This window comes from Rhizobium sp. BK619 (assembly GCF_014195245.1).
GTDB classification, from domain to species: Bacteria; Pseudomonadota; Alphaproteobacteria; order Rhizobiales; family Rhizobiaceae; genus Rhizobium; species Rhizobium acidisoli.
In genome coordinates, this window is sequence record NZ_JACIBH010000001.1 from 648,185 (window position 1) to 668,753 (window position 20,569).

Genomic DNA, 20,569 nt, shown 5'->3' on the forward strand with positions numbered 1-20,569 from the left:
CATTGGCTTGGAGAATTCTCGGATGGGTTTGGTAAATGCTGATACATCGGAAATAACGATTATCGCACTGCCACTCCATACCCTCAACAGCCTGCCGCCAGCTTTTGGCTTCTAGTTATGGTGTTCCCGCGAAACGCAAGAGCTGACCCCGAAAGCCTACGCACATGGCCGCATCGTGCAGTGGAAAGCCGTGGCCGGCGCAACTGCCTGACGTGACAAACAAGCGCCTTGTTCAGGCGTCCACGAACAACGCGACATCGCCGGGTCAAGAGGATCCCTTCGTTATTTGGATGATCCACATTCCCTGTGAGACGTTGTAACGATTCCGGCTGCCAAATTCTTTGGGGCGAAGACATATTGCATCAGTCCCCGTTCCCTTGCGTGTGGCTCGAAGGTATCTATTGTCGACGAATGCCGGGCGGTTGGGAGTATTTAATGTCGGCAGTGCCGTTCTCAAAGATTTCGACGCCGCTCAACGTGCAGTTCGCTGCAATCGGACTCTTGGCCGTTGCCGCACTGACGACGCAGGGCCTTACTGGACAGGAGAGGCTTGTCTTTGAGTTGCTACTTGCAGCAATTTGGCTGGCCTATATCCTCCAATTGAGCGGCACATTGCTTTCACGGCGACACCGCTTGTCGGGCGGGATGCCGGCCCTCGTGATTGATTTGCTCGCGGTTCTGGTTCCGGCGGCTGCATTCTTGTTCGTTGGGTCCCGTGATCGAGACCTCTATTGCGCCATTTGGCTTCTCAAGCCATTGCGCGACTCGACCTTCTTCAGGCTGCTGGCAAAGGTGGTTGCGAATGAATCGCGCAATCTGCTTGGCGTGACATCTGTCTTCGGCATCGTTCTCTTTGGCGCTGCGTTGGCTGGTTATGTCATCGAGCGAGACGTCCAGCCCGATAAGTTCGGCAGCATTCCGCAGGCGATGTGGTGGGCGGTCGTGACGCTGTCGACGACCGGCTACGGCGACGAGATCCCACAAAGCCTGGCAGGCCGGGTGCTGGCCGGATTGGTGATGATGAGCGGCATCGGCATTTTTGCGCTTTGGGCCGGCATCCTCGCCACCGGCTTCTACGAAGAGGTTCGCCGCCAAGACTTCGTTCGCAACTGGCAATTGGTCGCCGCCGTACCCCTGTTCCAGAAGCTTGGTTCCGCTGCACTGATCGAGATCGTTCGGGCGCTGCGACCGCGCATTGTCCCCGCAGGTGCCGTGATCTGTCGCAAAGGCGATGTTGGCGATCAGATGTTCTTCATTGTCGAGGGGCGGGTCACCGTGGCGACACCCGACCATCCAGTGGAACTCAGTGCCGGAAACTTCTTTGGCGAGATGGCGCTGGTCAGTGGCGATCCTCGCTCAGCGACGGTCAGCGCAGCAACCGAGGTATCGCTGTTGTCGCTCTACGCCGTGGATTTCCAGATATTGTCGAGCAGTAGTCCGGAGATCGCGGAGACAATCCGAAAGACGGCGCTGGAGCGGCGGGGCGGGCCGCCGAAGGAATAATCGATAACCTGATGGCTGCGCATTGCCGCGGCCGGTGGGCATTAGGTGACTGACCCGCCACTGAACTTTCATCGGATTAGAGCCTCAGCGGGTTTTGGTCTGGCGATGGCAGCGCCGATCGCTCCTGATAACAAGTCAAGCTTCGGACCTGTCACGGCATACGACGCATGCCAGGAACATGCTCATTGGACGTGCGTTTTACGGTGAAGGCAATAAAGCGCTGGCCGAACAAACATGGACCGTCGGAATTTCTCGAAAAGCCACGTAGGTGTTCTATGCTTGGTCGCAGCCCTATCAGGCTGCTCCTCTTCCGGTACTGACCAAGTCGCCGCGCAATCAAGAATTATTGCGTCCTGCTCGAATTCTGCCCGCATGGCGCTCACTGGCTGGCACTTGGAGCAGCTACCAGACGCTTATGTACAGCAGACCTTGCAGTCGATGCAGCGCAGTGTCGAAAGTGCTGCTTCTGAAATCGAAACCGTCCAGGGCGACCCTACAAAGCGCGAATTACTGACGAGGTCGGTGAACGACATAGTCAATCTACTTGCGGAAGCGCAAAATCAGGTTGCGCATGGAGATCACGACACCCAAATATCGCTTGGAATTGTGACGAGTGTTGGCGGCTTTCTTGAAATCGGATCGCTGGCGACGGCTGCCCAAGCGGGATCGGCATTTGGTCTTCAGCTCATCTGGGCGATCGTGCTCGGCACGATCTGCATCATTTTTCTTGTTGAAATGGCTGGGCGTTTTGCCGCGGTGAGCGGCCATACGATTTCGGATGGCATCCGTGAGCGGTTCGGTTTCAATTTTTTCCTGCTTCCATTCCTCTCGACTCTGTTGCTCAATCTGATGGTCCTTGCCGCCGAAATAGGAGGCACGGCTGTTGCCCTGGAGCTTGCCACAGGCATTGCTTTTCAGTGGTGGGCGCTCGCCGTTGCGTTCATTGCCTGGTTGTTGCTCTGGAGGGGCACTTTCGGTTTCATCGAGAAAGGCGTTTCCATCCTCGGGTTGGTGACGCTCTGTTTCGTCGTTGCGGCAGTATTGCTTAAACCTGATTTGAAGACGGTGGCCGCCGGTTTTTTGCCAAGCATGCCGCAGCATGACCACGCCAGCTACTGGTTTATGGCCGTCAGCATTCTCGGCGCCTCGATTTCACCCTACCTATTCCTGTTCTATTCATCTGGAGCCGTCGAAGACCGGTGGGACAAAACGTATCTAGGCACCAATCGCATCATCGCAGGACTTGGAATGAGCTTTGGCGGCACAATATCGATCGCCGTGCTGATCGTTGCCGGCCTTGTGCTGGCTCCGAATGGGGTGGATGAAGTTACCGATTACCATCAGTTGCCGACCATGCTCGTCCCCGTGTTTGGCCTTTGGGGATACTGGTTGTTTGTTGCTTCCTTGGGTATCGCCTGTTTCGGCGCGATCCTGGAAGTTGGGTTGCAGCAGGCATACCTGGCGGCTCAGGGACTGGGTTGGAACTGGGGCGAAGACCGCAAACCGAGTGAAGACCCAGGATTCAGTGCTGCCTACACGCTGGCACTTTTGTTTGCGGCCATCCCGATCGCCTTTGGGGTCGATCCGCTAAATCTGACAATTCTGTCCATGGCTTTGACTGCTGCCACGCTTCCGCTGACAGTCGTTCCGTTTCTCTTCCTGATGAATGATGAGCGATATGTTGGAAAACATGGGAACGGCATTATTTCTAATTCGGCAGTCGTCTTGATCATTCTCCTGGGCTCTGTCCTGGCGATTGTGACCATCCCGCTGGAGCTGCTCGGAGGCACGTGATGGATTTGCTGCATGATGTTCTGGACAAGCAACTGGTCGACCGCGACGGCGTGAAGATGGGCAAGGTAGACGGCATCGTCGCCGAACTGCGCCAAGATGGCCCTCCCCGCGTGGTCGCGATAGAAGTCGGCGCTATTGCGATGGCCGGTCGACTTGGTCACCGACCACAGCGATGGATAACTTGGTTTGCCACCAAACTTGGCGGTGAGCGACACTCCAGACCCCATCGCGTGGCGTGGAGCGCTGTCCACAGGATTGGGATTGATGTTCAGTTGAACGCGGCCGTGAGAGACACCGCGATTTTTGACTGGCAAGACTGGCTGCGAGAAAGAGTGGTGGGTAAAATTCCCGGAGCCTAAAATGGTGGAGATCAATATCGAATTGCTTCTGGGCCGGGCCGTCTCATCGAGAGCGGGCAAAACGATTGGCCATATCGAAGCGATACGGGCCGAACAAGACGGGCCAGATCTTGTTATAACCGAGTTCCATGTCGGCCTATACGCCGCCATGGAGCGAATGTCTGCATCGCCATTAGGTATAGAGCTACTTGATCTTTTTCACCTCCGCCGCAGGCATTGCGGCTATCGCATACGCTGGAATCAAATCGAACTCGGCAAAGCCGAGTTGAGGCTGCTTTGCGACGAAACGGAACTTGCCCCGCTGGACGGTAGCCATTTGAAGAAATAGCCGTTGCAGTGTCAGCCGGCATAACCGCATCTGTCGATGGCAGCTTCCGACCACGACGATGGCGACAGGACTCACTATCGAGCGAGCAGGCACGATCATCGGACTCAACCTCCGCCACCTTCTCGGGCTTCACTATTCCGCAAAATGGACGACAGCCTTTCTATGCCCGTTCACAGCGATGACGGGCATTACACGGCAGACAGCGCACACCACGGTCGACAAGTTGAGAACCGATTTGGGGGCCACGCCGCTGGGGCGCAAGAACCTGATGTTCGTTCAGCAGCCAGTTTCGAGGACGGACCCACTATGCGGTTTTCGGTTCGCTTTAAATGAAGCCCGTGACCGGAACGATCACCTCATCCGCGGGTTACGCACGTGCAGCGATATGAAAGCGCCGATGACCGTCGAAGGCAAGATCGATCCGTCGTTCGTTGTTACGTACCGCATCGGTCTCGAAGAGGGGCGGGACGCCTCTTAGAGAAGTCCAACGGATGCGCAAACCGTCATTCGTCCGAACGGCCGGTCCCCGCCCACGTCGTGGATGGTCACATCCGGCCAGCATAGGCCAACAAAGGCAAAGAGATGTCATTCGGTGGTTTCGAACTACGAACCATAGATGTGGATGCGGGTCGCATTCGACTTCGCACCGGAGGACATGGGCCGCCCGTCCTCCTCCTCCACGGCCACCCGCGCACGCACATGACCTGGAGCAAGGTGGCAGATCTGCTAGCACCGTCGTTCATGGTCATCTGTCCGGATCTTCCCGGCTTCGGGGAGTCCTACGTGCCGCCGGATTCTTCCGATAGTCGCTACTCGTCGAAAGAAGCGAAAGCGGCGGCCATGGTGGAACTCATGAGCCGGTTGGGCCATGATGAATTCTTCCTTGTCGGGCACGATCGCGGAAGCCTGACGGCATTTCGCATGGCAATGAACTATCGTCAGGCTGTTCGCAAATTGATCCTAGTCGATTGTCTGCCTGTACTCGAACATCTTGAGCGGGCCGATTGGAAGTTTGCTCGAGACTGGTATCACTGGTTCTTCTTCGCCCAGCCCGACAAGCCCGAACGCGTGATCTCTGCCGATCCGGAAGGATGGTACGATAAGCTTTCGCCGAGCCTTATGGGAGAGGAAGCCTATGCGGATATCCTAGCGACCATCCGTCGTCCCGAGGCGGTTCACGGTATGATGGAAGACTACCGCGCCGGGATTCGGATCGACCACCTCCATGACAGGGCGGATCGCGAGGCCGGGCGGAAAGTCGGCTGCCCGATGCTTTGTCTCTGGTCGTCGCAGGACGATCTCGAACAAATCTATGGCAATCCGGTTGCGATCTGGAGGAACTGGGCGAGTGACGTCTGCGGCTACGGCATCGACAGCGGACATCACGTGGCCGAAGAAAACCCAGGCGATCTTACGAAAGCGATCGTCGGCTTCTTAAATGGGTAGGCGGGATGTCGACAACGCTCGATCCGAATCTTGGACGTCAGTCGCTATCAACGAGCCGGTTTGTCAATAGAAGTCCCCGCCGCTGCGGGGTTTTTTTGCTGTCCGCCATAGGGACCTTTTTGCGCCGCCAACGTTGTCTTGCTAACAAAACAGCAGAGTGAGATGTCATCGACGACGTTTTCCGCGGCTTTGGCTCCGGCCTGCCAACCTTCGGGAGCGGTTCCGCCTTCAGTGCCGGCTGGCCGAGCGTCGAGATCTCCGACACCGACAAGGAGATCAAGGTGACCGCCGAGGTGGGCCTTGAAGAAAAGGACATCTTTAGCGTTACCTCCTCGCGGAGACATCCGGCGGAGCAAAATCGAAGCGGCGACCCAGAACCGTCGCTGCGCATCTACCGATCGCCGCCGCGGCGGCAGAAATCGCCACATCTTCAGCGGTTACTTGCGGCAAGCCCGCAGAGATGTTTTCTTATCATCGTGCGAAACTCGCCGAATGTGTGGAACCCCATGTGCCGCACAAGTCGATGGACGGTTGTTGGAGAAACGCGGCAACGGCGCGCAACCGCGGCAGCACTTTCAAACGCCGTTATGTCAGGTCTTTCCATAATCTCCCTTGCGACGCGTTCGAGACTGACGGGAAATATCAAGCGCCGGCTGGCGATCAGGCGCTTCAGCTCTTGCAGTGTTGCGGGAGGAGGAGACTTCCGATCCTTTAGCATTGCAAGCACTTTCGAAAGAGCTGCCTTCACGCAATCTCAGTCGAAGTCTGCGCAGAGGCAGCGCCTGACTAAGATGCACGAGATGAAATCGGACGCGTTTTCGTCACTAGATCGCCTGCGGCTTGAAGTCGCTCGCTGCGACCGGCATCACGCCCTGCAAAAGAGCAACGGACTTCTCCAGCCCTTCTAGGCTGTTCAGAAGCACGTCCTCATGCTCGATGGAGAGCCAGCCATCGTAACCGGCCATCTTCAGCCTGTAGCAAAACTGCCGCCACCATTCTTCGCCATGGCCAAATCCCAGCGTGATGTAGGACCAACTGCGCGCCGGGATGTCCATCAGGCTGCCGTTCTCCAGAAGGCTGGTGACGGCCTGCTTCGGCCCGTTGAGGAAGGTGTCCTTGGCATGCACGTGGTAGACGGCGTCGCCGAGCGCTTCTGCGGCCACAAGAGGATCGGCACCCAGCCAGAAGAGATGTGACGGATCCAGATTCGCACCGACGACCGGGCCGACGGCTTCGCGAAGCTTCAACAGCGAAGGCACATTATAGACGCACTGGTTGCCGTGCAGTTCCAACGCGATGCGTTCCACACCGTGATCCCTGGCGAGCGCCACGATCTCGGTCCAGTACGGGAGGAGCTTCTCCTCCCACTGGTAGCGAAGGATCGCCTGCGTTTCCGGCGGCCACGAGGAAACCACCCAATTCGGCATGGTGTCGGTAGCATTCCCGGCTGGAAGTCCTGACATCGCGCAAACGGTCTTAATGCCCAGCTCGCCCGCTGCGCGGATTGTATCCTCAAGACCCTGCCCCTGGGCAGGATCGGTCGGATGCAGCGGATTTCCGTTGGCGTTCAAACTGATCACTTCCAGTTCGCGGTCGGCGAAAGCTCTGAGGAATGATTTCTGCGCATTCTTGTCCCGCAGGATCGTCGACAGATTGAAATGCGGCGCCGTCGACCAGCCACAGGTATTGACCTCGACTCCGGAGACCCCCAGCCTTCGAGCGTGATCGAGCATCGCCTCGAAGGGCAGTCCACCGAGGCTGTCTGATACGAATCCCAGTTTCATGCGTAAAACTCCGGTTTGGCGATCATTTCCACGGGTATCTTGCGGCCGTCGTTCAAGGCTCTGACGCCGGCCTCGGCGACCTTTGCGGCGCAGTATCCATCCCAACTGCTCGAGGCGATGTTCGGGAATACTCCGGTTTCAACGAAACGAAGGAAGGCGCGGTTCTGACGACGATAGGCTTCGGCATAGCGCCCACGCCAATCAGCGTCGTAGCTTGTACTCTGGCCGAGTTCCCGGTCGACGCGAGTGTAGTTCACGGCGTTCATGGCAATAGTCGCCTTCTCCCCAACCAGTTCGGCGCGGACGTCGTATCCGTAGGCTGCGTTGTTGTTGATCTCGATATTGACGAGCTGTTCGTCCGCCGTTTCGAGCACCATATAGACCGGTGCGACCAGCGAGTCGGAACGCTTCGGCTGGAAGGCGGAGATCGATACGTATTCGGTGTCGAGGACGTGGCGGACGACATCGAACTCGTGCGGGGCGGAATTGGTGATCGCCATCGCTCCGGTGAAGTCTGAGGCGGGCGTTGCGACATTTCGATGAAAATTGTGCATCATCAAGGCTCGGCCAATCGCACCGTGCTCTAGAGCCCGCTTCATTTCGACATAGGACTGATCGAAGCGGCGCATGAAGCCGAGCATGATGAACTTCGATCCCGAGGCTTCTTCCGCCTGCATGATCTCCACGCATTCTTGCGAGGACTGCGACAGCGGCTTTTCGCAGAGAGCCCGTTTGCCGGATTTTATGCAGGAGAGCGACAAGGGCGCGTGGGTGAAATCGGGGCTTGCGATAATAACCGCATCCACGTCCGGACGAGCGGCGACCCGGTCGGGATCAGAGTCGACATCATGGGCGTTGTAGGCGTCTGCCACTCTGCGGGCGCGGTCTGCATCCATGTCGCAGACGACCTGGAGGTGCGCCCCAGGCAGATCTTCGGCGACGATACGCGCGTGGTCGGCTCCCATCAGTCCCGCCCCGATGACGGCGATCCTTACTGTCATTTCGATAATTCCTGTCGTTTGGAGAACCAGCGATTTGCGGCTTGCAAGCACTGCTCCTGGCGGGAAACGCGTGCCGGGAGCCCCATCCCGGCACGCACCCTTGGGAGGGCTTACTTCTTTGCGTATTGGTCAACGTTGTCCTTGGTAATCGAAGCGAACGGCACCAGCTTTTCGGCCGGAGCATCCCCTCCCTTTTTCAGGCCTTCCACGACGTCGAAGGCGGCCTTGGCCTGGCCTGCTGCGTCCTGGAAGATGGTCTGCGACATGGTGCCGGCCTTGATCGCATTCAGAGCATCGGCCGTGCCATCGACACCCGAGATCATCACGCCCTTGAGTCGGTCAGCGCCCTGAAGTGCTTCCAGCGCGCCGAGCGCCATCTGGTCGTTGGCTGCGACGATTGCATCGAACTTCGGAAAGCTTTGGATCCAGTCTTCCGTGACCTTCATGCCTTCTGCGCGGTCGTAATTGGCCGAGAGGCTGGCGAGCGTGGTCACGTCAGAACGGCCGAGCGCATCCTCGAAGCCCTTCTTGCGCTCCTGTGTGTGCGAAAGCCCCGGCGTGCCTTCGAGGTAGAGGATCTTGGCGTCCTTCGGCAGGTGTTCTTTCATGTACTCACCCTGAAGGCGGCCGGCATCGATATTCTTCGAGCCGACGAACGTGTACTTGCCGCCCGCCGATTGGATGCCGAGAGCGATGACGGGAATGCCGGCCTGATTCGCCTTCTCGACGCCCGGTACGATGCCTTGGTAGTCGACCGGCACGACGACGATCGCATTGACTTTCTGCGCAATGAAGTTGTCGATCTGATCAAGCTGCTTGCTGACGTCGTTGTTCGCGTCGGAGAAATTCACTTCGACTGCTGGATCGGATTTCGACGCTTCGATGAAGGCGTTTTTGCGTGCCATGACGAAGACATCTGTATCCGCCATGTTGGCGTAGCCGACGACGAACTTGTCGGCGGCGAATGCGGTGCTGGTGGAGATGGCAGCAACAGATATGGCGCAGGCGAGAGCAAGTTTGGAAATGGCTTTCATTGGGTCCTCCCATTGAGTTTCAGGTTCATTCCGGATGCGGGAAATCCCGCCGACAAAGAGGTGGTTCGGAAGCAGGCGCCGGCCCGCCGAAGAACGTCGTCATGCCTTCTTTTTGCTGCGGGCTGACTTGGTCCAGACGTCGAGGATCACGGCGATCGCGATGATCAGACCCTTGATGATCTGCTGCCAGTAGGAGCTGACATTCATGAGATTGAGCATGTTGTTGATGACGCCGATGATCATCGAGCCGATGATCGTGCCGGTGATGGTTCCGGTACCGCCCATCAGGCTGGTGCCGCCGACGACGACAGCGGTGATCGCATCGAATTCGTAGCCGACGCCGCCGGCCGGCTGACCGGAGTTGATGCGAGACATGAGGACGATGCCTGCGACCGCGCACAGGATGCCGTTGAAGATGAAGGCCTTCACGACGATGCTGTCCGGATTGATGCCGGAAGCGCGGGCGGCACGCTCGTTACCGCCGACCGCATAGACATATCGGCCGAACTTGGTCTTGTTGAGAAGAATCCAGGAGACAATGACGACGGCCGCGAGAATGATCACGGAAATCGGCACTGGGCCGAGCGAGCCCTGGCCGATCACTTTGAAGTCGCCTAGTCCCGTCACCGGCGAACCGCCGGTGTAAAGCAGCACAGCGCCGCGTGCGACCGTCGTCATCGCCAATGTCATGATGAATGACGGGATTCGGAAGAAGGTTACGACGAAGCCGTTGATGACGCCGGTGACGATCCCGACCGCAACACCGGCGGCGACCGCCAGAACGACGCTTCCGGTCATCGCCATAACGCTGGCCGCCAAGACGCCGCAGAGCGCTAGAACAGATCCAAGCGAGACATCGATATGCCCCAGAATGATGATGAAGGTAACGCCGCAGGCAAGCAGGCTCACCACGACGACCTGGCGCAGGACGTTGGTCAGGTTGGCCTCCGTCAGGAACGTCGGGCTCAAGATCGAGGCAAGGACGCAGATGCCTGCGAAGATCAGGATTGTGCCGTACTTGCGATAGATCTGGGAAAAGCTCATGCTCCGAGAGCCTGAGATGACCTGGCCTTCTCGTTTCGCGACCGCGTCTGCGCGTTCGATGCTCATCAGTGTCCTCCCGTGGCGAGGCGCATGATGTTTTCCTGATTGGCCTCGTCTCTTGTCAGTTCGCCGGTGACCCGACCTTCGCTCATCACCACCACGCGATCACTCATGCCGAGGATCTCGGGCAGCTCGGATGAGATCATGACGATTGCGAGCCCCTGGCGAGCGAACTCGGTCATCAGCCTGTGAATTTCGGATTTGGAGCCGACGTCGATGCCGCGCGTCGGTTCGTCGAGGATGAGCAGCTTCAGATCTCCCAGCAGCCATTTGGCCAGAACGATCTTCTGTTGATTGCCGCCGCTGAGGTTCTCCACGATCATTGCCGTATCGGGCGTCTTGATCTGGAGCATCTTGATCATACGCTGGGCGGCGGTCTCTTCCTGCCGCTCGGTGATGAAAAGGCCGGACGCGAATTTTTTGAGGTTCGCAAGCGAAATGTTTTCGCCGACGGACCGGCAAAGCACCAGGCCTTCCGCCTTGCGATCCTCCGAGACCATGGCGATGCCGTTGGCGATGGCATCCTTCGGAGACCTGAGCTTCAGCGGTTTTCCATCCAGGCGGATGACGCCCGCATCCGCGGCGTCCAAGCCGAAGATGACGCGAGCGACCTCCGTCCGCCCGGCACCGATCAGGCCGGAAAGGCCGACGATCTCGCCGGCACGCACCTCGAAGCCGACATTTTCGAAAACGCCGCCACGAGAGAGGTTCTCGACGGAAAGGACGATCTCGCCGAGCGGCACCTCCTCTTTAGGGAATATGCTGGAGATGGTGCGGCCCACCATCTGAGAAATCAGCTTTGCCGGCTCGTATTCGCTCGCCGGCGCGGCTGCGACGAACTGGCCGTCACGCATCACGGTGATGTCGTCGGCGATCTGGAAGATCTCGTCCATCTTGTGGGTGATGTAGATGATCGCGACGCCTGCTGCTTTTAGATCTGCGATCTGTCTGAAGAGCATCGCAACTTCGGTGTCGCTGATGGCCGACGTCGGTTCGTCCATGATCACGAGAGAGGCCTTGCGCGAAATCGCCTTGACGATCTCGATGAGTTGCGTCGTCGCGATCGACAGGTCGCGCATCTTCGTTTTGGGGCTGTATTTAAGGCCCAGACGATCGAGGAGCGTCTGGGTTTCAGAATTCATCCGATCAAAATCGACGAACCGGGACAAAACGCCCGTCTGGCCATAAGTGGGCTCGCGGCCGAGAAAGATGTTTTCGGCGATGGTCATGTCGAGCACCGGGCTGAGTTCCTGGTGGATCATCGAAATCCCTCGTTCCAGCGCGCCGGCAGCGCTCTGGTGATCGAGCTTCTCGCCCCTGAAAAAGATCTCTCCACCGTCAATTGCGTAGATGCCGCTCAGGATCTTCATGAGCGTCGACTTGCCCGCGCCATTCTCCCCGACGAGGACATGCACCGTGCCGGCACGCACCTTCAGGCTCATGTCATCGAGCGCGAGAACACCAGGGAATGCCTTGGTGATCGACCGCATTTCAAGAACGAAGGCGGCTTTGCTATCTATAGGCGTGCGATCGCCTTCGCCGCCCGAAAGCGGCGCCACCTTTTGAAAGGTCGCAGACATGAGAGTATTTCCTCCAGATGAGAGAGCTCTCCCAAGCTCTCCTGCCAAGCTGGCATTTGCTGGACGATGAAATCGCGAAAATTACCCAATCTTTCAACGAACGGGTAGATTTTTCTCCCAAAAACTCTCATAAAAGACATCAGCTAATGAGAGGTTTCTGATGTCTCGCCCCACGATCCCCGACCTGGCGAAGGCCGCAAATGTGAGCATTTCAACGGTCGATCGCGTGCTGAACGGTCGCGATCCAGTGCGTCCACAGACGGCCGAGCGGGTTCTCAACGCCGCCCGCCAGATCGGCTTTCATGGGGCGACAGCCATCGCTCGCCGACTTGAGCACGACAAGCCGGTGATCAAATTCGGCTTTCTTCTCAAGCAGTCTCACCGCAAGCTTTATCAGATGTGGAGCGACATTCTCGTCGCGGCGACCGAGGCATTTCCCAACGCCCATGGAAGGGCCATCGTTAGATTCATGGACGATCTTGCGCCTGACAAGGCTGCCGAGGCGATCTACGCTCTCAGTCGCGAAGCCGATGTCATTGGAATGATCACCTCCGACCATCCGCAGGTGAACCACGCCGTCGATGGTCTGGCGTCGGAAAACATTCCGGTCGTGACGATGATTTCCGACATTTCCACCGCCTCTCGTGCGGGATATGTCGGCAACGACTGCATAAAAAAGGGCCGTACGGCCGCATGGTTCATCGCCGGGCTGAATAACGACGGCGGCAAGGTTGCCGTCTTCGTCGGCAGTCACCGATATCTCGCCCAGGAGCTGAATGAAATGGGCTTTCGATCCTACTTCCGGGAGAGCGCGCCCGGATTCCAGATGCTGGAGACGGTTGCGACCCTTGAAGACCCCGAAATTGCCTATGAGGCGACGCGCCGCCTTCTGCAGACCGAGCCGAATTGGGTCGGACTCTACGTTGCCGGCGGCGGGATCACGGGTGTGATGCGAGCCCTGCGAGAGGATGGTGGGCCGGCAGCCAGACGCCTCGTGGTCATAGCACACGAGCTCACGAACGAAACGAGAGCCGGTCTTGCTGAGGGGCTGATCAGGGTTGTCCTGTCTCATCCGGCAAAGCTGCTGGGAGAAACCCTGGTGCGCGCCATGGCGGAAGCTCTCGATACCGGCCGATCGCCAACAGTTTCGCAACACATTGTGCCGTTCGACTTTTACACTGCCACAAATATTTGAAATTTCCGCGAAAGGGCTGTTAAGGCGCGTCGAGCAAATCGGATTCGCCGTGGGTAGCGAGGAGTTTCCGCCGTTCTCACCGACCCAGGCCTGCGCCCTCCGGTAAGCTGTTGCAGGCCTTGAAGGGATACGAACTGCCGACCCGTGATTATTTGCCCCACCACGCCCCCGTTCGACCTTTGGGATGAATTCAAGAGGCTGTTGAGTTTGTGCTTGCATAATCAGCAAGCATCTCTATATTTGCTAGCATGAACAGCAAGCAGAGAAAGACTCTCGCGGCGGTCTTCAAGGACCCTGTCTCGGGAACCATTGAATGGGCCGCTATAGAGAATCTGCTTGTGGCTGCCGGAGCCGACCTCATTGAGGGGAACGGATCCCGGGTTAAGTTTGAAAAAGACGGGATCATTGCAAGCTTCCACAGACCACATCCGGCCAAGGAAGCAAAGCGTTATCAGGTGCGCGATGCTCGCGAGTTCCTGATGCAGATTGGAGTAACGCCATGAACATCATGACCTACAACGGATATCACGCTCGCATCGAATTCGACGCTGAGGACGATGTGTTTTTCGGAAGGATTGCAGGTATATCCGATGTAATCGGCTTTCACAGTGATAGTGTCGCTGAACTCAAGAAAGCCTTCCATGAGGCAGTCGATGACTACCTGGAGACCTGCAGGAAAATCGGCAAAGAGCCTCAGCGACCCTATTCTGGGAAGATGATGTTTCGTGTCGCTCCCGAAGTCCATCGCCGAGCAGCTCTTGCTGCTGAGCTTTCGGGAAAGAGTCTGAACCAGTGGGCAGAAGAGGTGCTGGGAGAGGCGGCCGACCATTATGCCGAGGCGCGCCTGCCGGCGTAGTTCCCTTCACAGTACCACCCATCGGCGTGTCCGATGAATTGGTGTTCCTTCGATCCATTATGCGATCTTCTTCGCCCAGAACGTGAACACAACGGCAACAAGCCGGACGCCTCGAAAACCCTCGCCGTGCCAGAACCGCTGGCCCCGCTATTTCAGTGTCAGTGGCGTAAAGGGTATTTATGGAACTGGATCCAATATCGGCATGCCAACCGGGAGTCGGTTGAACTGGACTAAAGAGGCTCGGTTTCGACGTGCAGGTGGAGCTCACGGGAAATACCTTCACGCCTTCAATACGCTCGCCTTGTAAATCGCTTCAATCGTTTTCCCAAGGCTGGCGTCGAACTCCGCGTCGCTCATCGTAACCCGCAGATCTTCCGTCAAAAAAGCTTGAACAAGGTTGGGAATCCCCGGTTCCGAGGGGCGCCGTCATTCCATCCTGAACCTGACGTGGCAGGTCGTGCAGGTCTGGAGCATAAGGTGGAACGCGTGTTCGGCCGGCATCGCCGACAGCTTCTGCTCGTTGCGAACGTGTGTGCCGAGCGGGCCGCCGCCCATGGCCTCTCCGGGCTTCATGCGCATGCTGGCGGTCATTGGTCCGGGGTTGTTCTCCGCGGCGGCGTCCAGCGCGATGGCGTAGTCGCGGAGGTCGTTCGCGATGCGGTCGAACCGCTCGCGCTCCTTAAGGATGTTCGGCTTGGCCTTCGACTGCGGGCTGGCGGCCTCGGACGCGAAATGTCCCGAGAGAACGGCCCCCGACCTGTCGCGGATGGTATCGGCGGCCCACTTGAACTCACCGGCCTTGTAACTCGCCGGATCCCTGAACATGCCGGAGATCGTCTTCGCAGCGGCGGCCATGGCCTTCATGTCCGCCTGCCGAAGGCCGACGACGTCATCCGCGGCCGGCGACGCGATTGCCGCCATCGCGACTGCTCCCACGACGGAGAGTGGCCAGAACCTGTTCATGCAAGTGTTCTGTCTCATAAACGCTGCGTTCCGAATCGGGCCCCATGCCTTTTGCTACGGATATCCGTTGCCTCATCGGATATTCGTTCTCATCTGGGCCGCAAGAAGGCGGGCGCCCTCTCGATCACGCTGCCATCTTGCGGCAGCTCTCGGCGCAACGGCGGCAGGCGTCGACGCAGCTCTGCATGTCGCCGATCCGTTCGCAGTCGTCGGCGCACTGGGCGCAGATTTCGGCGCATTCCCGGCAGACGTGCTTGTGGTGATCCGAGCCGATCAGCATGAAATGCGCAGAGGTCCGGCAGATCTCCGCGCAGGCCATCATCAGCTTGAAGTGCGGGGGCTTCGTGTGCTCCCCGTCCATTTCCAGGCAATGGCCCATGGCCATCGACAGGCATTCGCCGTAGCAGGCCAGGCAGTTGTCGATGCAGGCCTTCATTTCAGTCGACATGTGATGCATGGCAAAACCTCCTACTTAGCTTCCCTGTCCACCCACTTGGACATCTTTTCGATCTCCTTTTTCTTGGCATTGATGATCTTCTGGGCCATCTGCTTGGCCTCTTCGTTGTCACCGAACTTAAGCTCGGCCTCCGACATGCTGATCGCGCCCATGTGGTGGGCGATCATGCCGCAGACGAAGGAGACGTCGGCGTCCTTCTTCATCATCCCCTGCATCATGTTTATGTGCATGTCCTTCATCCCATCCATGCCGATGCCAGAGCCACCAGGGCGCCATGCGAAAAGCCTTCGAGTGCTAGAATGAATACGATCGCCTCGAGGTCCGGCTTTAGGCGCTGTACTGCCGCGATCCAGACGGCAGTTTGATCGAGTTTTCGTCTTACGCGGGACAATAAGGTACGGCTGCGTCTCTTTGATGTGTAGACGGATTGTCGCCGCCTGTCTTTGGCGATCGAGATGCTGACATGCTGGTCGGCCCTGCCGTTCTTTCCGTTCGCTTTCGATCAACGCCGCCATGCGTGGAGCACGTAGAACAGAGAAAACGCCGCCAGCGCAGCTCCTATGGTGACGGGACCGGCAGACAACGAGTACCCGCTTATCACAGCACCGACAATCGTCGAACCCCGAACCGCACCCTATTGTATAAACAGGGTCAGCGTCGCAGTTGCCACGAGCCGGGTGCGATAACGACCGAGAAAGCCCCGAAATCCGCCGGCATCTTCGGGTTGCATTTCGTCCAAATCGTTCGGGCTCGCCATGTTACCAGCAAGAATTGTTGCCTACCGCAGCGCCGGCATGAGCTGGCCTTTCATGGATCGGCCACCACTATCTTGATCAATGGACAGATCGACTGATGACTCGATGGGGGTAGGCGGCCTTGAACTGCGCCATCATCGCGCTGGCCTGCTGCAGCACACGTTCGGTCTTCTCAGGATTATCGCGAGCAAGTTCGTCAGCATTGACCCGCATTGCTTCTGCCATACTGGCGGACATCATTGCGAACTTCCCTTCTCCGTAGACAAGAGCCTCTTTTGAGGCGGTCTCAAGCCATCTGGCAAAGTCGACGATGATCTCTTCCCGTTCAGCGATGCCAACACTCTTGATGATGTTGATATTCTCTTCCATGCAGGTTTCACTCCAAACACAATCGGCGTACAAACCGAGTTCAACGCCTCGGGCGGTCGGAGAGCTAGGAAGCGGAAAAATCAAATTCAAGAGTTCACTGAAGCTTGAACTCGCCCTCGACACGGCGCCATTCATTCGGACCGATCAGCCGTTGGTGGCTGTAGCGGACGGAGTGGAGAGGCCCGTCGAGGCTGTCGCGCCAGAAGTCCAGGAACTTGTGCATCTCCGGAAAATCAGGTGCAAGATCGTAGTCCTGCCAAACGTAGGTCTGCAGGACGGATTCGAAATCAGGAATGCGGTAGAGGATATGCGCGGTGGTCAGTCCATAGCCGTTAAGCTGACGCTCGAAATCCGACGAGAATTGCATGCTTCATCTCCGTTTCATAATACTGCCGAAGGTGACGCAAAAGCTTGCAGCCATCAACGGTTTTCTAAACCCTTCGATGCTGTTTATAGTTCCTTACCAATATGTTAGCAGCCGCCGGCGTCGAGTGCTAATTTTTCTCGTCAGCCCTCTTGAAATTGAAAAAAGCCGAAAATAAATTTTGCCCGCGAACGCTCGATGAGGTTCGCCCCGCCCGGACTGGTCATCCGGTCCGGCCCGGGTCTTCAACGTCATCATTTTTGCTCAACGGAGGAAAACATGTCGTTCCGACCGCTTCATGATCGCATTCTCGTTCGCCGGGTCGACTCCCAGGAAAAGACCAAAGGCGGCATCATCATTCCCGATACCGCGAAAGAAAAGCCTTCCGAGGGCGAGGTCGTCGCGATCGGTACTGGCGCTCGCAACGAGGCCGGCCAGATCCAGGCGCTCGACGTGAAGGCTGGCGACCGGATCCTGTTCGGCAAATGGTCTGGCACCGAGATCAAGATCAACGGTGAAGATCTGCTGATCATGAAGGAAAGCGACGTTCTGGGCATTATCGAAGCCCATGCCGAAAGGAAGATCGCCGCCTGAGGCGACTTTCCACAAACTCCATATCATCAGTCAAATAGCTGCCTATTGAGGAGTTACAAAAATGGCTGCAAAAGAAGTAAAATTCAACACCGACGCCCGTGAACGCATGCTGCGTGGGGTCGATGTGCTTGCCAATGCCGTGAAGGTCACCCTCGGCCCTAAGGGCCGCAACGTCGTCATCGACAAGTCTTTCGGCGCGCCGCGAATCACCAAGGACGGCGTTTCCGTCGCCAAGGAGATCGAGCTGGAAGATAAGTTCGAGAATATGGGCGCCCAGATGCTGCGCGAGGTAGCGTCGAAAACCAACGACCTGGCCGGCGATGGTACCACCACCGCAACCGTACTCGCTCAGGCGATCGTCAAGGAAGGTGCCAAGGCGGTCGCTTCCGGGATGAACCCGATGGACTTGAAGCGCGGCATCGATCTTGCCGTCGACGCCGTCGTCAAGGAACTGAAGACCAACGCCCGCAAGATCACTAGCAATTCCGAAATCGCCCAGGTCGGTACGATCTCGGCAAACGGCGATTCCGAGATCGGCCGTTATCTTGCCGAGGCGATGGAAAAGGTCGGCAACGAAGGTGTTATCACCGTCGAAGAAGCCAAGACTGCCGAAACCGAGCTTGAGGTCGTCGAAGGCATGCAGTTCGACCGCGGCTATCTTTCCCCCTACTTCGTCACCAATCAGGACAAGATGCGCGTCGAGCTCAACGATCCCTATATCCTGATCCACGAGAAGAAGCTCTCGAACCTGCAGGCGATGCTGCCGGTTCTCGAAGCAGTCGTGCAGTCTGGCAAGCCGCTGCTGATCATCGCAGAAGACGTCGAAGGCGAAGCGCTTGCGACCCTCGTGGTCAACAAGCTGCGTGGCGGTCTGAAGATTGCCGCCGTCAAGGCTCCGGGCTTCGGCGACCGCCGCAAGGCAATGCTGGAAGACATCGCCATCCTGACCGGCGGCACTGTCATCTCCGAGGATCTCGGCATCAAACTCGAAAACGTCACGCTGAACATGCTGGGCCGGGCCAAAAAGGTAGCGATCGAAAAGGAAAACACCACCATCATCGACGGCGTCGGCTCCAAAGCCGAGATTGACGGACGTGTTGCCCAAATTCGGGCGCAGATCGAGGAAACCACCTCCGACTACGACCGTGAGAAGCTGCAGGAACGGCTCGCCAAGCTAGCCGGCGGTGTTGCTGTCATCCGCGTCGGCGGCTCCACCGACGTCGAGGTCAAGGAGAAGAAGGACCGCGTTGACGATGCGCTGCATGCGACCCGCGCCGCCGTCGAGGAAGGCATCCTGCCGGGCGGTGGAGTCGCGCTGCTTCGCGCCGTCAAGGCTCTCGACAACCTCATCACGGAAAACCAGGACCAGAAGGTCGGTATCGAGATCGTCCGGCGCGCGATCGAAGCGCCCGTTCGCCAGATCGCCGAAAACGCCGGTGCGGAGGGTTCCGTCATCGTCGGCAAGCTCCGCGAGAAAGCCAACTTCTCCTTCGGCTGGAACGCCCAGACCGGCGAGTATGGCGATCTCTACGCGCAAGGCGTGATCGACCCCGCCAAGGTCGTCCGTACGGCGCTCCAGGACGCCGCCTCCGTCGCTGGTCTGCTGGTGACCACGGAAGCGATGATCGCCGAGAAGCCAAAGAAAGAAACTGCACCGGCGATCCCCGCTGGCGCCGGCATGGACTTCTAAGGGTCACTGTGGCTCGTCCCACCGTATGGGACGAGCCGTTATTGAGGAAGGTGAAGCACATGGTTCAAGCAAGGATTAAGCACTCACCCGAGCCATTCTACTCGAACGACCTTGCGGTCTGCCAGAAAGTCGTCGACGAAATCCAATCGAGCGCCGGGTTCGTCAAGAAGTCGGAAGAAGCTGACCGCATATCAACCATCCTCGTGGAACTGTACCGGCAGCGCGTCCACGACCCCGATCATCCCAGAACGATGGTTCGGGCGGCGCGACGGCTCTTCGAGAAAAGTCCGCTCCAAGCGGCTTGAACATATAGTGCAATAACATCCATAGATTCGATATCAGTGGAGCTAGACGATGAGAAAGGAAAACACAAACTCCTCTGCCCCAATGGAAGCCGCAGCGGCGATCAGCGCTGCGCATCTGCTTCATCCGGCCACGCAGTTCACCCATCCACGCGATGTGCTTTACACCGAGCATATCAGCAAAGACGAGAAGCCAGCCATTCTCGCTTCATGGGCCTCCGACGTCTTTGCTGTCGAGTCCATTCCATCCCTTCGACTTTATCCCGGCACGGATAAAGCCGTGTCCTACGACGACATCATCGACGCTTTGAAGATCCTGGATAAGGATAGTGAAGCAAGCGTCGAACGCGTGTCCGCTCGCTCCGCTGTACCCAGACGCCACCGCCGCAATCCGCGAACGCGCCGATTTGGCGGGCTCGGCCTGTGCAGCTATTGGAAAGAAGAACGTCGCCGACAACCATTCGAGATATAAACACTTCGCATCCGCCGCGTGCCTCTAGAGGACGCGAGCTTGATTTTTGCCGTCGACTCTTTGCTCAATTGAGGAGGTTTTGCCGATGAAGATCGCTCAGATCGCACCGCTCGCCGAAAGCGTTCCGCCCAAGCTTTAGGGTGGGACCGAGCGCATTGTTTCCTATCTCACCGACGCACTCGTCGCACAAGGTCACGACGTCACACTTTTTGCCAGCGGAGATTCGATCACCGCCGCGAAGCTGGTGTCCTGCAGATGTGGCGCTCCGTCTTAATCCTGCCGTCAAAGATCACCTGCCGCATCAGGTTGTGATGCTGGAGGAAATTCGCCGGCGGGCGCGCGAATTCGATGTGCTGCAGCCGCAGCGCCCCTCCTTCTACTCCAGTGCTGTCTCGGCCTCGACTTCGAGCCCAATGCCCAGATCATAAGCTTCAACGAGCCGCAACTGCCCTCGTTCCTGGATGAGGTGATCCTGCGACACCTGCAGGTCGCAAGCGGCTCCGCCGATGTTGCGATACGTCGCTCTGGACGAAGCGTCGTTGTAGACACCCTCGGGCGCCGGGGCGAGGTTCGCGTGCTGACCACCGCTTAGGCGAGGCCGCTTCCACACAGGCACCTT

General features: G+C 58.0%; 23 protein-coding genes and 5 pseudogenes. 16 read left to right on the top strand and 12 right to left on the bottom strand.

The window, feature by feature from the left end; genetic code table 11:
* Positions 1 to 435: 435 nt before the first annotated feature.
* The 7 genes and pseudogenes from FHX14_RS03090 to FHX14_RS32930 form a co-directional block, all read left to right on the top strand.
* Positions 436 to 1,503, top strand: coding sequence for a cyclic nucleotide-gated ion channel (locus FHX14_RS03090; RefSeq protein WP_184376106.1), 1,068 nt, complete (start codon positions 436 to 438; stop codon positions 1,501 to 1,503).
* A gap of 372 nt (positions 1,504 to 1,875) precedes the next feature.
* A complete protein-coding gene (locus FHX14_RS03095; protein ID WP_246713342.1) occupies positions 1,876 to 3,297 on the top strand; it encodes an Nramp family divalent metal transporter in 1,422 nt (473 codons plus the stop codon).
* A complete protein-coding gene (locus FHX14_RS03100) occupies positions 3,297 to 3,656 on the top strand; it encodes a hypothetical protein (protein ID WP_184376109.1) in 360 nt (119 codons plus the stop codon). Before FHX14_RS03095 ends, FHX14_RS03100 begins: the two co-directional genes overlap by 1 nt.
* A gap of 1 nt (position 3,657) precedes the next feature.
* Positions 3,658 to 3,984 (top strand): hypothetical protein, encoded by a 327-nt coding sequence (locus FHX14_RS03105; protein ID WP_179611274.1) that lies wholly within the window; start codon positions 3,658 to 3,660, stop codon positions 3,982 to 3,984.
* A gap of 58 nt (positions 3,985 to 4,042) precedes the next feature.
* Positions 4,043 to 4,462: a hypothetical protein gene (locus FHX14_RS03110; RefSeq protein ID WP_184376112.1), complete on the top strand. Its 420-nt coding sequence runs from the start codon at positions 4,043 to 4,045 to the stop codon at positions 4,460 to 4,462.
* Positions 4,463 to 4,566: 104 nt separating this feature from the next.
* Positions 4,567 to 5,430: an alpha/beta hydrolase gene (locus FHX14_RS03115; protein WP_184376114.1), complete on the top strand. Its 864-nt coding sequence runs from the start codon at positions 4,567 to 4,569 to the stop codon at positions 5,428 to 5,430.
* Between the two features lie 164 nt (positions 5,431 to 5,594).
* Positions 5,595 to 5,747, top strand: a pseudogene (locus FHX14_RS32930) (Hsp20/alpha crystallin family protein); the annotation flags it as partial.
* A gap of 113 nt (positions 5,748 to 5,860) precedes the next feature.
* Here FHX14_RS32930 and FHX14_RS03120 read toward each other — a convergent pair.
* From FHX14_RS03120 to FHX14_RS03145, 6 genes are all read right to left on the bottom strand, one after another.
* On the bottom strand, positions 5,861 to 6,148 hold the full coding sequence (locus tag FHX14_RS03120) for a MurR/RpiR family transcriptional regulator (protein WP_184376266.1): 288 nt from the start codon (positions 6,146 to 6,148) through the stop codon (positions 5,861 to 5,863).
* 106 nt (positions 6,149 to 6,254) lie between these two features.
* On the bottom strand, positions 6,255 to 7,214 hold the full coding sequence (locus FHX14_RS03125) for a sugar phosphate isomerase/epimerase (protein ID WP_184376116.1): 960 nt from the start codon (positions 7,212 to 7,214) through the stop codon (positions 6,255 to 6,257).
* On the bottom strand, positions 7,211 to 8,215 hold the full coding sequence (locus FHX14_RS03130) for a Gfo/Idh/MocA family oxidoreductase (protein ID WP_184376119.1): 1,005 nt from the start codon (positions 8,213 to 8,215) through the stop codon (positions 7,211 to 7,213). Before FHX14_RS03130 ends, FHX14_RS03125 begins: the two co-directional genes overlap by 4 nt.
* A gap of 110 nt (positions 8,216 to 8,325) precedes the next feature.
* Positions 8,326 to 9,249 (bottom strand): sugar ABC transporter substrate-binding protein, encoded by a 924-nt coding sequence (locus FHX14_RS03135; protein ID WP_184376121.1) that lies wholly within the window; start codon positions 9,247 to 9,249, stop codon positions 8,326 to 8,328.
* A 99-nt stretch (positions 9,250 to 9,348) separates the two neighbouring features.
* The gene (locus FHX14_RS03140) at positions 9,349 to 10,359 is read right to left on the bottom strand and encodes an ABC transporter permease (protein ID WP_184376124.1); all 1,011 of its coding nucleotides are present in this window, start codon (positions 10,357 to 10,359) and stop codon (positions 9,349 to 9,351) included.
* Positions 10,359 to 11,933, bottom strand: a complete 1,575-nt coding sequence (locus FHX14_RS03145; RefSeq protein ID WP_184376126.1) for a sugar ABC transporter ATP-binding protein — start codon at positions 11,931 to 11,933, stop codon at positions 10,359 to 10,361. Before FHX14_RS03145 ends, FHX14_RS03140 begins: the two co-directional genes overlap by 1 nt.
* Positions 11,934 to 12,093: 160 nt before the next feature.
* On the opposite strand from FHX14_RS03145, the gene FHX14_RS03150 reads away from it, so the two are divergent.
* From FHX14_RS03150 to FHX14_RS03160, 3 genes are all read left to right on the top strand, one after another.
* Positions 12,094 to 13,128, top strand: coding sequence for a LacI family DNA-binding transcriptional regulator (locus FHX14_RS03150; protein ID WP_184376129.1), 1,035 nt, complete (start codon positions 12,094 to 12,096; stop codon positions 13,126 to 13,128).
* A gap of 248 nt (positions 13,129 to 13,376) precedes the next feature.
* On the top strand, positions 13,377 to 13,631 hold the full coding sequence (locus tag FHX14_RS03155; RefSeq protein WP_010053144.1) for a type II toxin-antitoxin system HicA family toxin: 255 nt from the start codon (positions 13,377 to 13,379) through the stop codon (positions 13,629 to 13,631).
* On the top strand, positions 13,628 to 13,984 hold the full coding sequence (locus FHX14_RS03160) for a type II toxin-antitoxin system HicB family antitoxin (protein WP_184376131.1): 357 nt from the start codon (positions 13,628 to 13,630) through the stop codon (positions 13,982 to 13,984). The genes FHX14_RS03155 and FHX14_RS03160 overlap by 4 nt, the downstream gene beginning before the upstream one ends.
* Positions 13,985 to 14,263: 279 nt before the next feature.
* On the opposite strand, the pseudogene FHX14_RS32935 reads toward FHX14_RS03160, so the two are convergent.
* From FHX14_RS32935 to FHX14_RS03185, 6 genes and pseudogenes are all read right to left on the bottom strand, one after another.
* Positions 14,264 to 14,374, bottom strand: a pseudogene (locus FHX14_RS32935) (class I fructose-bisphosphate aldolase); the annotation flags it as partial.
* Between the two features lie 36 nt (positions 14,375 to 14,410).
* Positions 14,411 to 14,965 (bottom strand): cytochrome c, encoded by a 555-nt coding sequence (locus tag FHX14_RS03165; protein WP_184376133.1) that lies wholly within the window; start codon positions 14,963 to 14,965, stop codon positions 14,411 to 14,413.
* 106 nt (positions 14,966 to 15,071) lie between these two features.
* On the bottom strand, positions 15,072 to 15,404 hold the full coding sequence (locus FHX14_RS03170) for a four-helix bundle copper-binding protein (protein ID WP_184376135.1): 333 nt from the start codon (positions 15,402 to 15,404) through the stop codon (positions 15,072 to 15,074).
* 11 nt (positions 15,405 to 15,415) lie between these two features.
* Positions 15,416 to 15,652: pseudogene (locus tag FHX14_RS03175) on the bottom strand (DUF305 domain-containing protein); the annotation flags it as partial.
* Positions 15,653 to 16,237: 585 nt separating this feature from the next.
* Entirely contained in the window at positions 16,238 to 16,528 is a 291-nt protein-coding gene (locus FHX14_RS03180) for a hypothetical protein (RefSeq protein ID WP_184376137.1), read from the bottom strand.
* Positions 16,529 to 16,622: 94 nt separating this feature from the next.
* Positions 16,623 to 16,895 carry an usg protein gene (locus FHX14_RS03185; RefSeq protein ID WP_184376141.1) on the bottom strand — a complete coding sequence of 91 codons (273 nt, stop codon included), beginning with the start codon at positions 16,893 to 16,895 and terminating at the stop codon, positions 16,623 to 16,625.
* A gap of 276 nt (positions 16,896 to 17,171) precedes the next feature.
* Between FHX14_RS03185 and FHX14_RS03190 the strand changes: the two genes are divergently transcribed.
* From FHX14_RS03190 to FHX14_RS32940, 6 genes and pseudogenes are all read left to right on the top strand, one after another.
* Positions 17,172 to 17,486, top strand: a complete 315-nt coding sequence (locus FHX14_RS03190) for a co-chaperone GroES (protein ID WP_184376144.1) — start codon at positions 17,172 to 17,174, stop codon at positions 17,484 to 17,486.
* Positions 17,487 to 17,547: 61 nt separating this feature from the next.
* The gene (gene groL / locus FHX14_RS03195; RefSeq protein ID WP_184376146.1) at positions 17,548 to 19,176 is read left to right on the top strand and encodes a chaperonin GroEL; all 1,629 of its coding nucleotides are present in this window, start codon (positions 17,548 to 17,550) and stop codon (positions 19,174 to 19,176) included.
* Positions 19,177 to 19,235: 59 nt separating this feature from the next.
* Positions 19,236 to 19,481, top strand: a complete 246-nt coding sequence (locus tag FHX14_RS03200) for a hypothetical protein (RefSeq protein ID WP_184376148.1) — start codon at positions 19,236 to 19,238, stop codon at positions 19,479 to 19,481.
* Between the two features lie 49 nt (positions 19,482 to 19,530).
* Positions 19,531 to 19,950 carry a hypothetical protein gene (locus FHX14_RS03205; protein ID WP_184376150.1) on the top strand — a complete coding sequence of 140 codons (420 nt, stop codon included), beginning with the start codon at positions 19,531 to 19,533 and terminating at the stop codon, positions 19,948 to 19,950.
* Between the two features lie 85 nt (positions 19,951 to 20,035).
* Positions 20,036 to 20,306, top strand: a pseudogene (locus FHX14_RS03210) (glycosyltransferase); the annotation flags it as partial.
* A pseudogene (locus FHX14_RS32940) lies at positions 20,306 to 20,542 on the top strand (amylo-alpha-1,6-glucosidase); the annotation flags it as partial. The pseudogenes FHX14_RS03210 and FHX14_RS32940, both read left to right, overlap by 1 nt.
* Positions 20,543 to 20,569 lie beyond the last annotated feature (27 nt).

What these genes read in the sequence shown, in the direction of transcription:
- FHX14_RS03090 (WP_184376106.1), top strand. Translation starts at nt 436, where the DNA reads ATGTCGGCAGTGCCGTTCTCAAAGATTTCGACGCCGCTCAACGTGCAG.
- FHX14_RS03095 (WP_246713342.1), top strand. Translation starts at nt 1,876, where the DNA reads ATGGCGCTCACTGGCTGGCACTTGGAGCAGCTACCAGACGCTTATGTA.
- FHX14_RS03100 (WP_184376109.1), top strand. Translation starts at nt 3,297, where the DNA reads ATGGATTTGCTGCATGATGTTCTGGACAAGCAACTGGTCGACCGCGAC.
- FHX14_RS03105 (WP_179611274.1), top strand. Translation starts at nt 3,658, where the DNA reads ATGGTGGAGATCAATATCGAATTGCTTCTGGGCCGGGCCGTCTCATCG.
- FHX14_RS03110 (WP_184376112.1), top strand. Translation starts at nt 4,043, where the DNA reads ATGGCGACAGGACTCACTATCGAGCGAGCAGGCACGATCATCGGACTC.
- FHX14_RS03115 (WP_184376114.1), top strand. Translation starts at nt 4,567, where the DNA reads ATGTCATTCGGTGGTTTCGAACTACGAACCATAGATGTGGATGCGGGT.
- FHX14_RS03120 (WP_184376266.1), bottom strand. Translation starts at nt 6,148, where the DNA reads ATGCTAAAGGATCGGAAGTCTCCTCCTCCCGCAACACTGCAAGAGCTG.
- FHX14_RS03125 (WP_184376116.1), bottom strand. Translation starts at nt 7,214, where the DNA reads ATGAAACTGGGATTCGTATCAGACAGCCTCGGTGGACTGCCCTTCGAG.
- FHX14_RS03130 (WP_184376119.1), bottom strand. Translation starts at nt 8,215, where the DNA reads ATGACAGTAAGGATCGCCGTCATCGGGGCGGGACTGATGGGAGCCGAC.
- FHX14_RS03135 (WP_184376121.1), bottom strand. Translation starts at nt 9,249, where the DNA reads ATGAAAGCCATTTCCAAACTTGCTCTCGCCTGCGCCATATCTGTTGCT.
- FHX14_RS03140 (WP_184376124.1), bottom strand. Translation starts at nt 10,359, where the DNA reads ATGAGCATCGAACGCGCAGACGCGGTCGCGAAACGAGAAGGCCAGGTC.
- FHX14_RS03145 (WP_184376126.1), bottom strand. Translation starts at nt 11,933, where the DNA reads ATGTCTGCGACCTTTCAAAAGGTGGCGCCGCTTTCGGGCGGCGAAGGC.
- FHX14_RS03150 (WP_184376129.1), top strand. Translation starts at nt 12,094, where the DNA reads ATGTCTCGCCCCACGATCCCCGACCTGGCGAAGGCCGCAAATGTGAGC.
- FHX14_RS03155 (WP_010053144.1), top strand. Translation starts at nt 13,377, where the DNA reads ATGAACAGCAAGCAGAGAAAGACTCTCGCGGCGGTCTTCAAGGACCCT.
- FHX14_RS03160 (WP_184376131.1), top strand. Translation starts at nt 13,628, where the DNA reads ATGAACATCATGACCTACAACGGATATCACGCTCGCATCGAATTCGAC.
- FHX14_RS03165 (WP_184376133.1), bottom strand. Translation starts at nt 14,965, where the DNA reads ATGAGACAGAACACTTGCATGAACAGGTTCTGGCCACTCTCCGTCGTG.
- FHX14_RS03170 (WP_184376135.1), bottom strand. Translation starts at nt 15,404, where the DNA reads ATGCATCACATGTCGACTGAAATGAAGGCCTGCATCGACAACTGCCTG.
- FHX14_RS03180 (WP_184376137.1), bottom strand. Translation starts at nt 16,528, where the DNA reads ATGGAAGAGAATATCAACATCATCAAGAGTGTTGGCATCGCTGAACGG.
- FHX14_RS03185 (WP_184376141.1), bottom strand. Translation starts at nt 16,895, where the DNA reads ATGCAATTCTCGTCGGATTTCGAGCGTCAGCTTAACGGCTATGGACTG.
- FHX14_RS03190 (WP_184376144.1), top strand. Translation starts at nt 17,172, where the DNA reads ATGTCGTTCCGACCGCTTCATGATCGCATTCTCGTTCGCCGGGTCGAC.
- groL (WP_184376146.1), top strand. Translation starts at nt 17,548, where the DNA reads ATGGCTGCAAAAGAAGTAAAATTCAACACCGACGCCCGTGAACGCATG.
- FHX14_RS03200 (WP_184376148.1), top strand. Translation starts at nt 19,236, where the DNA reads ATGGTTCAAGCAAGGATTAAGCACTCACCCGAGCCATTCTACTCGAAC.
- FHX14_RS03205 (WP_184376150.1), top strand. Translation starts at nt 19,531, where the DNA reads ATGAGAAAGGAAAACACAAACTCCTCTGCCCCAATGGAAGCCGCAGCG.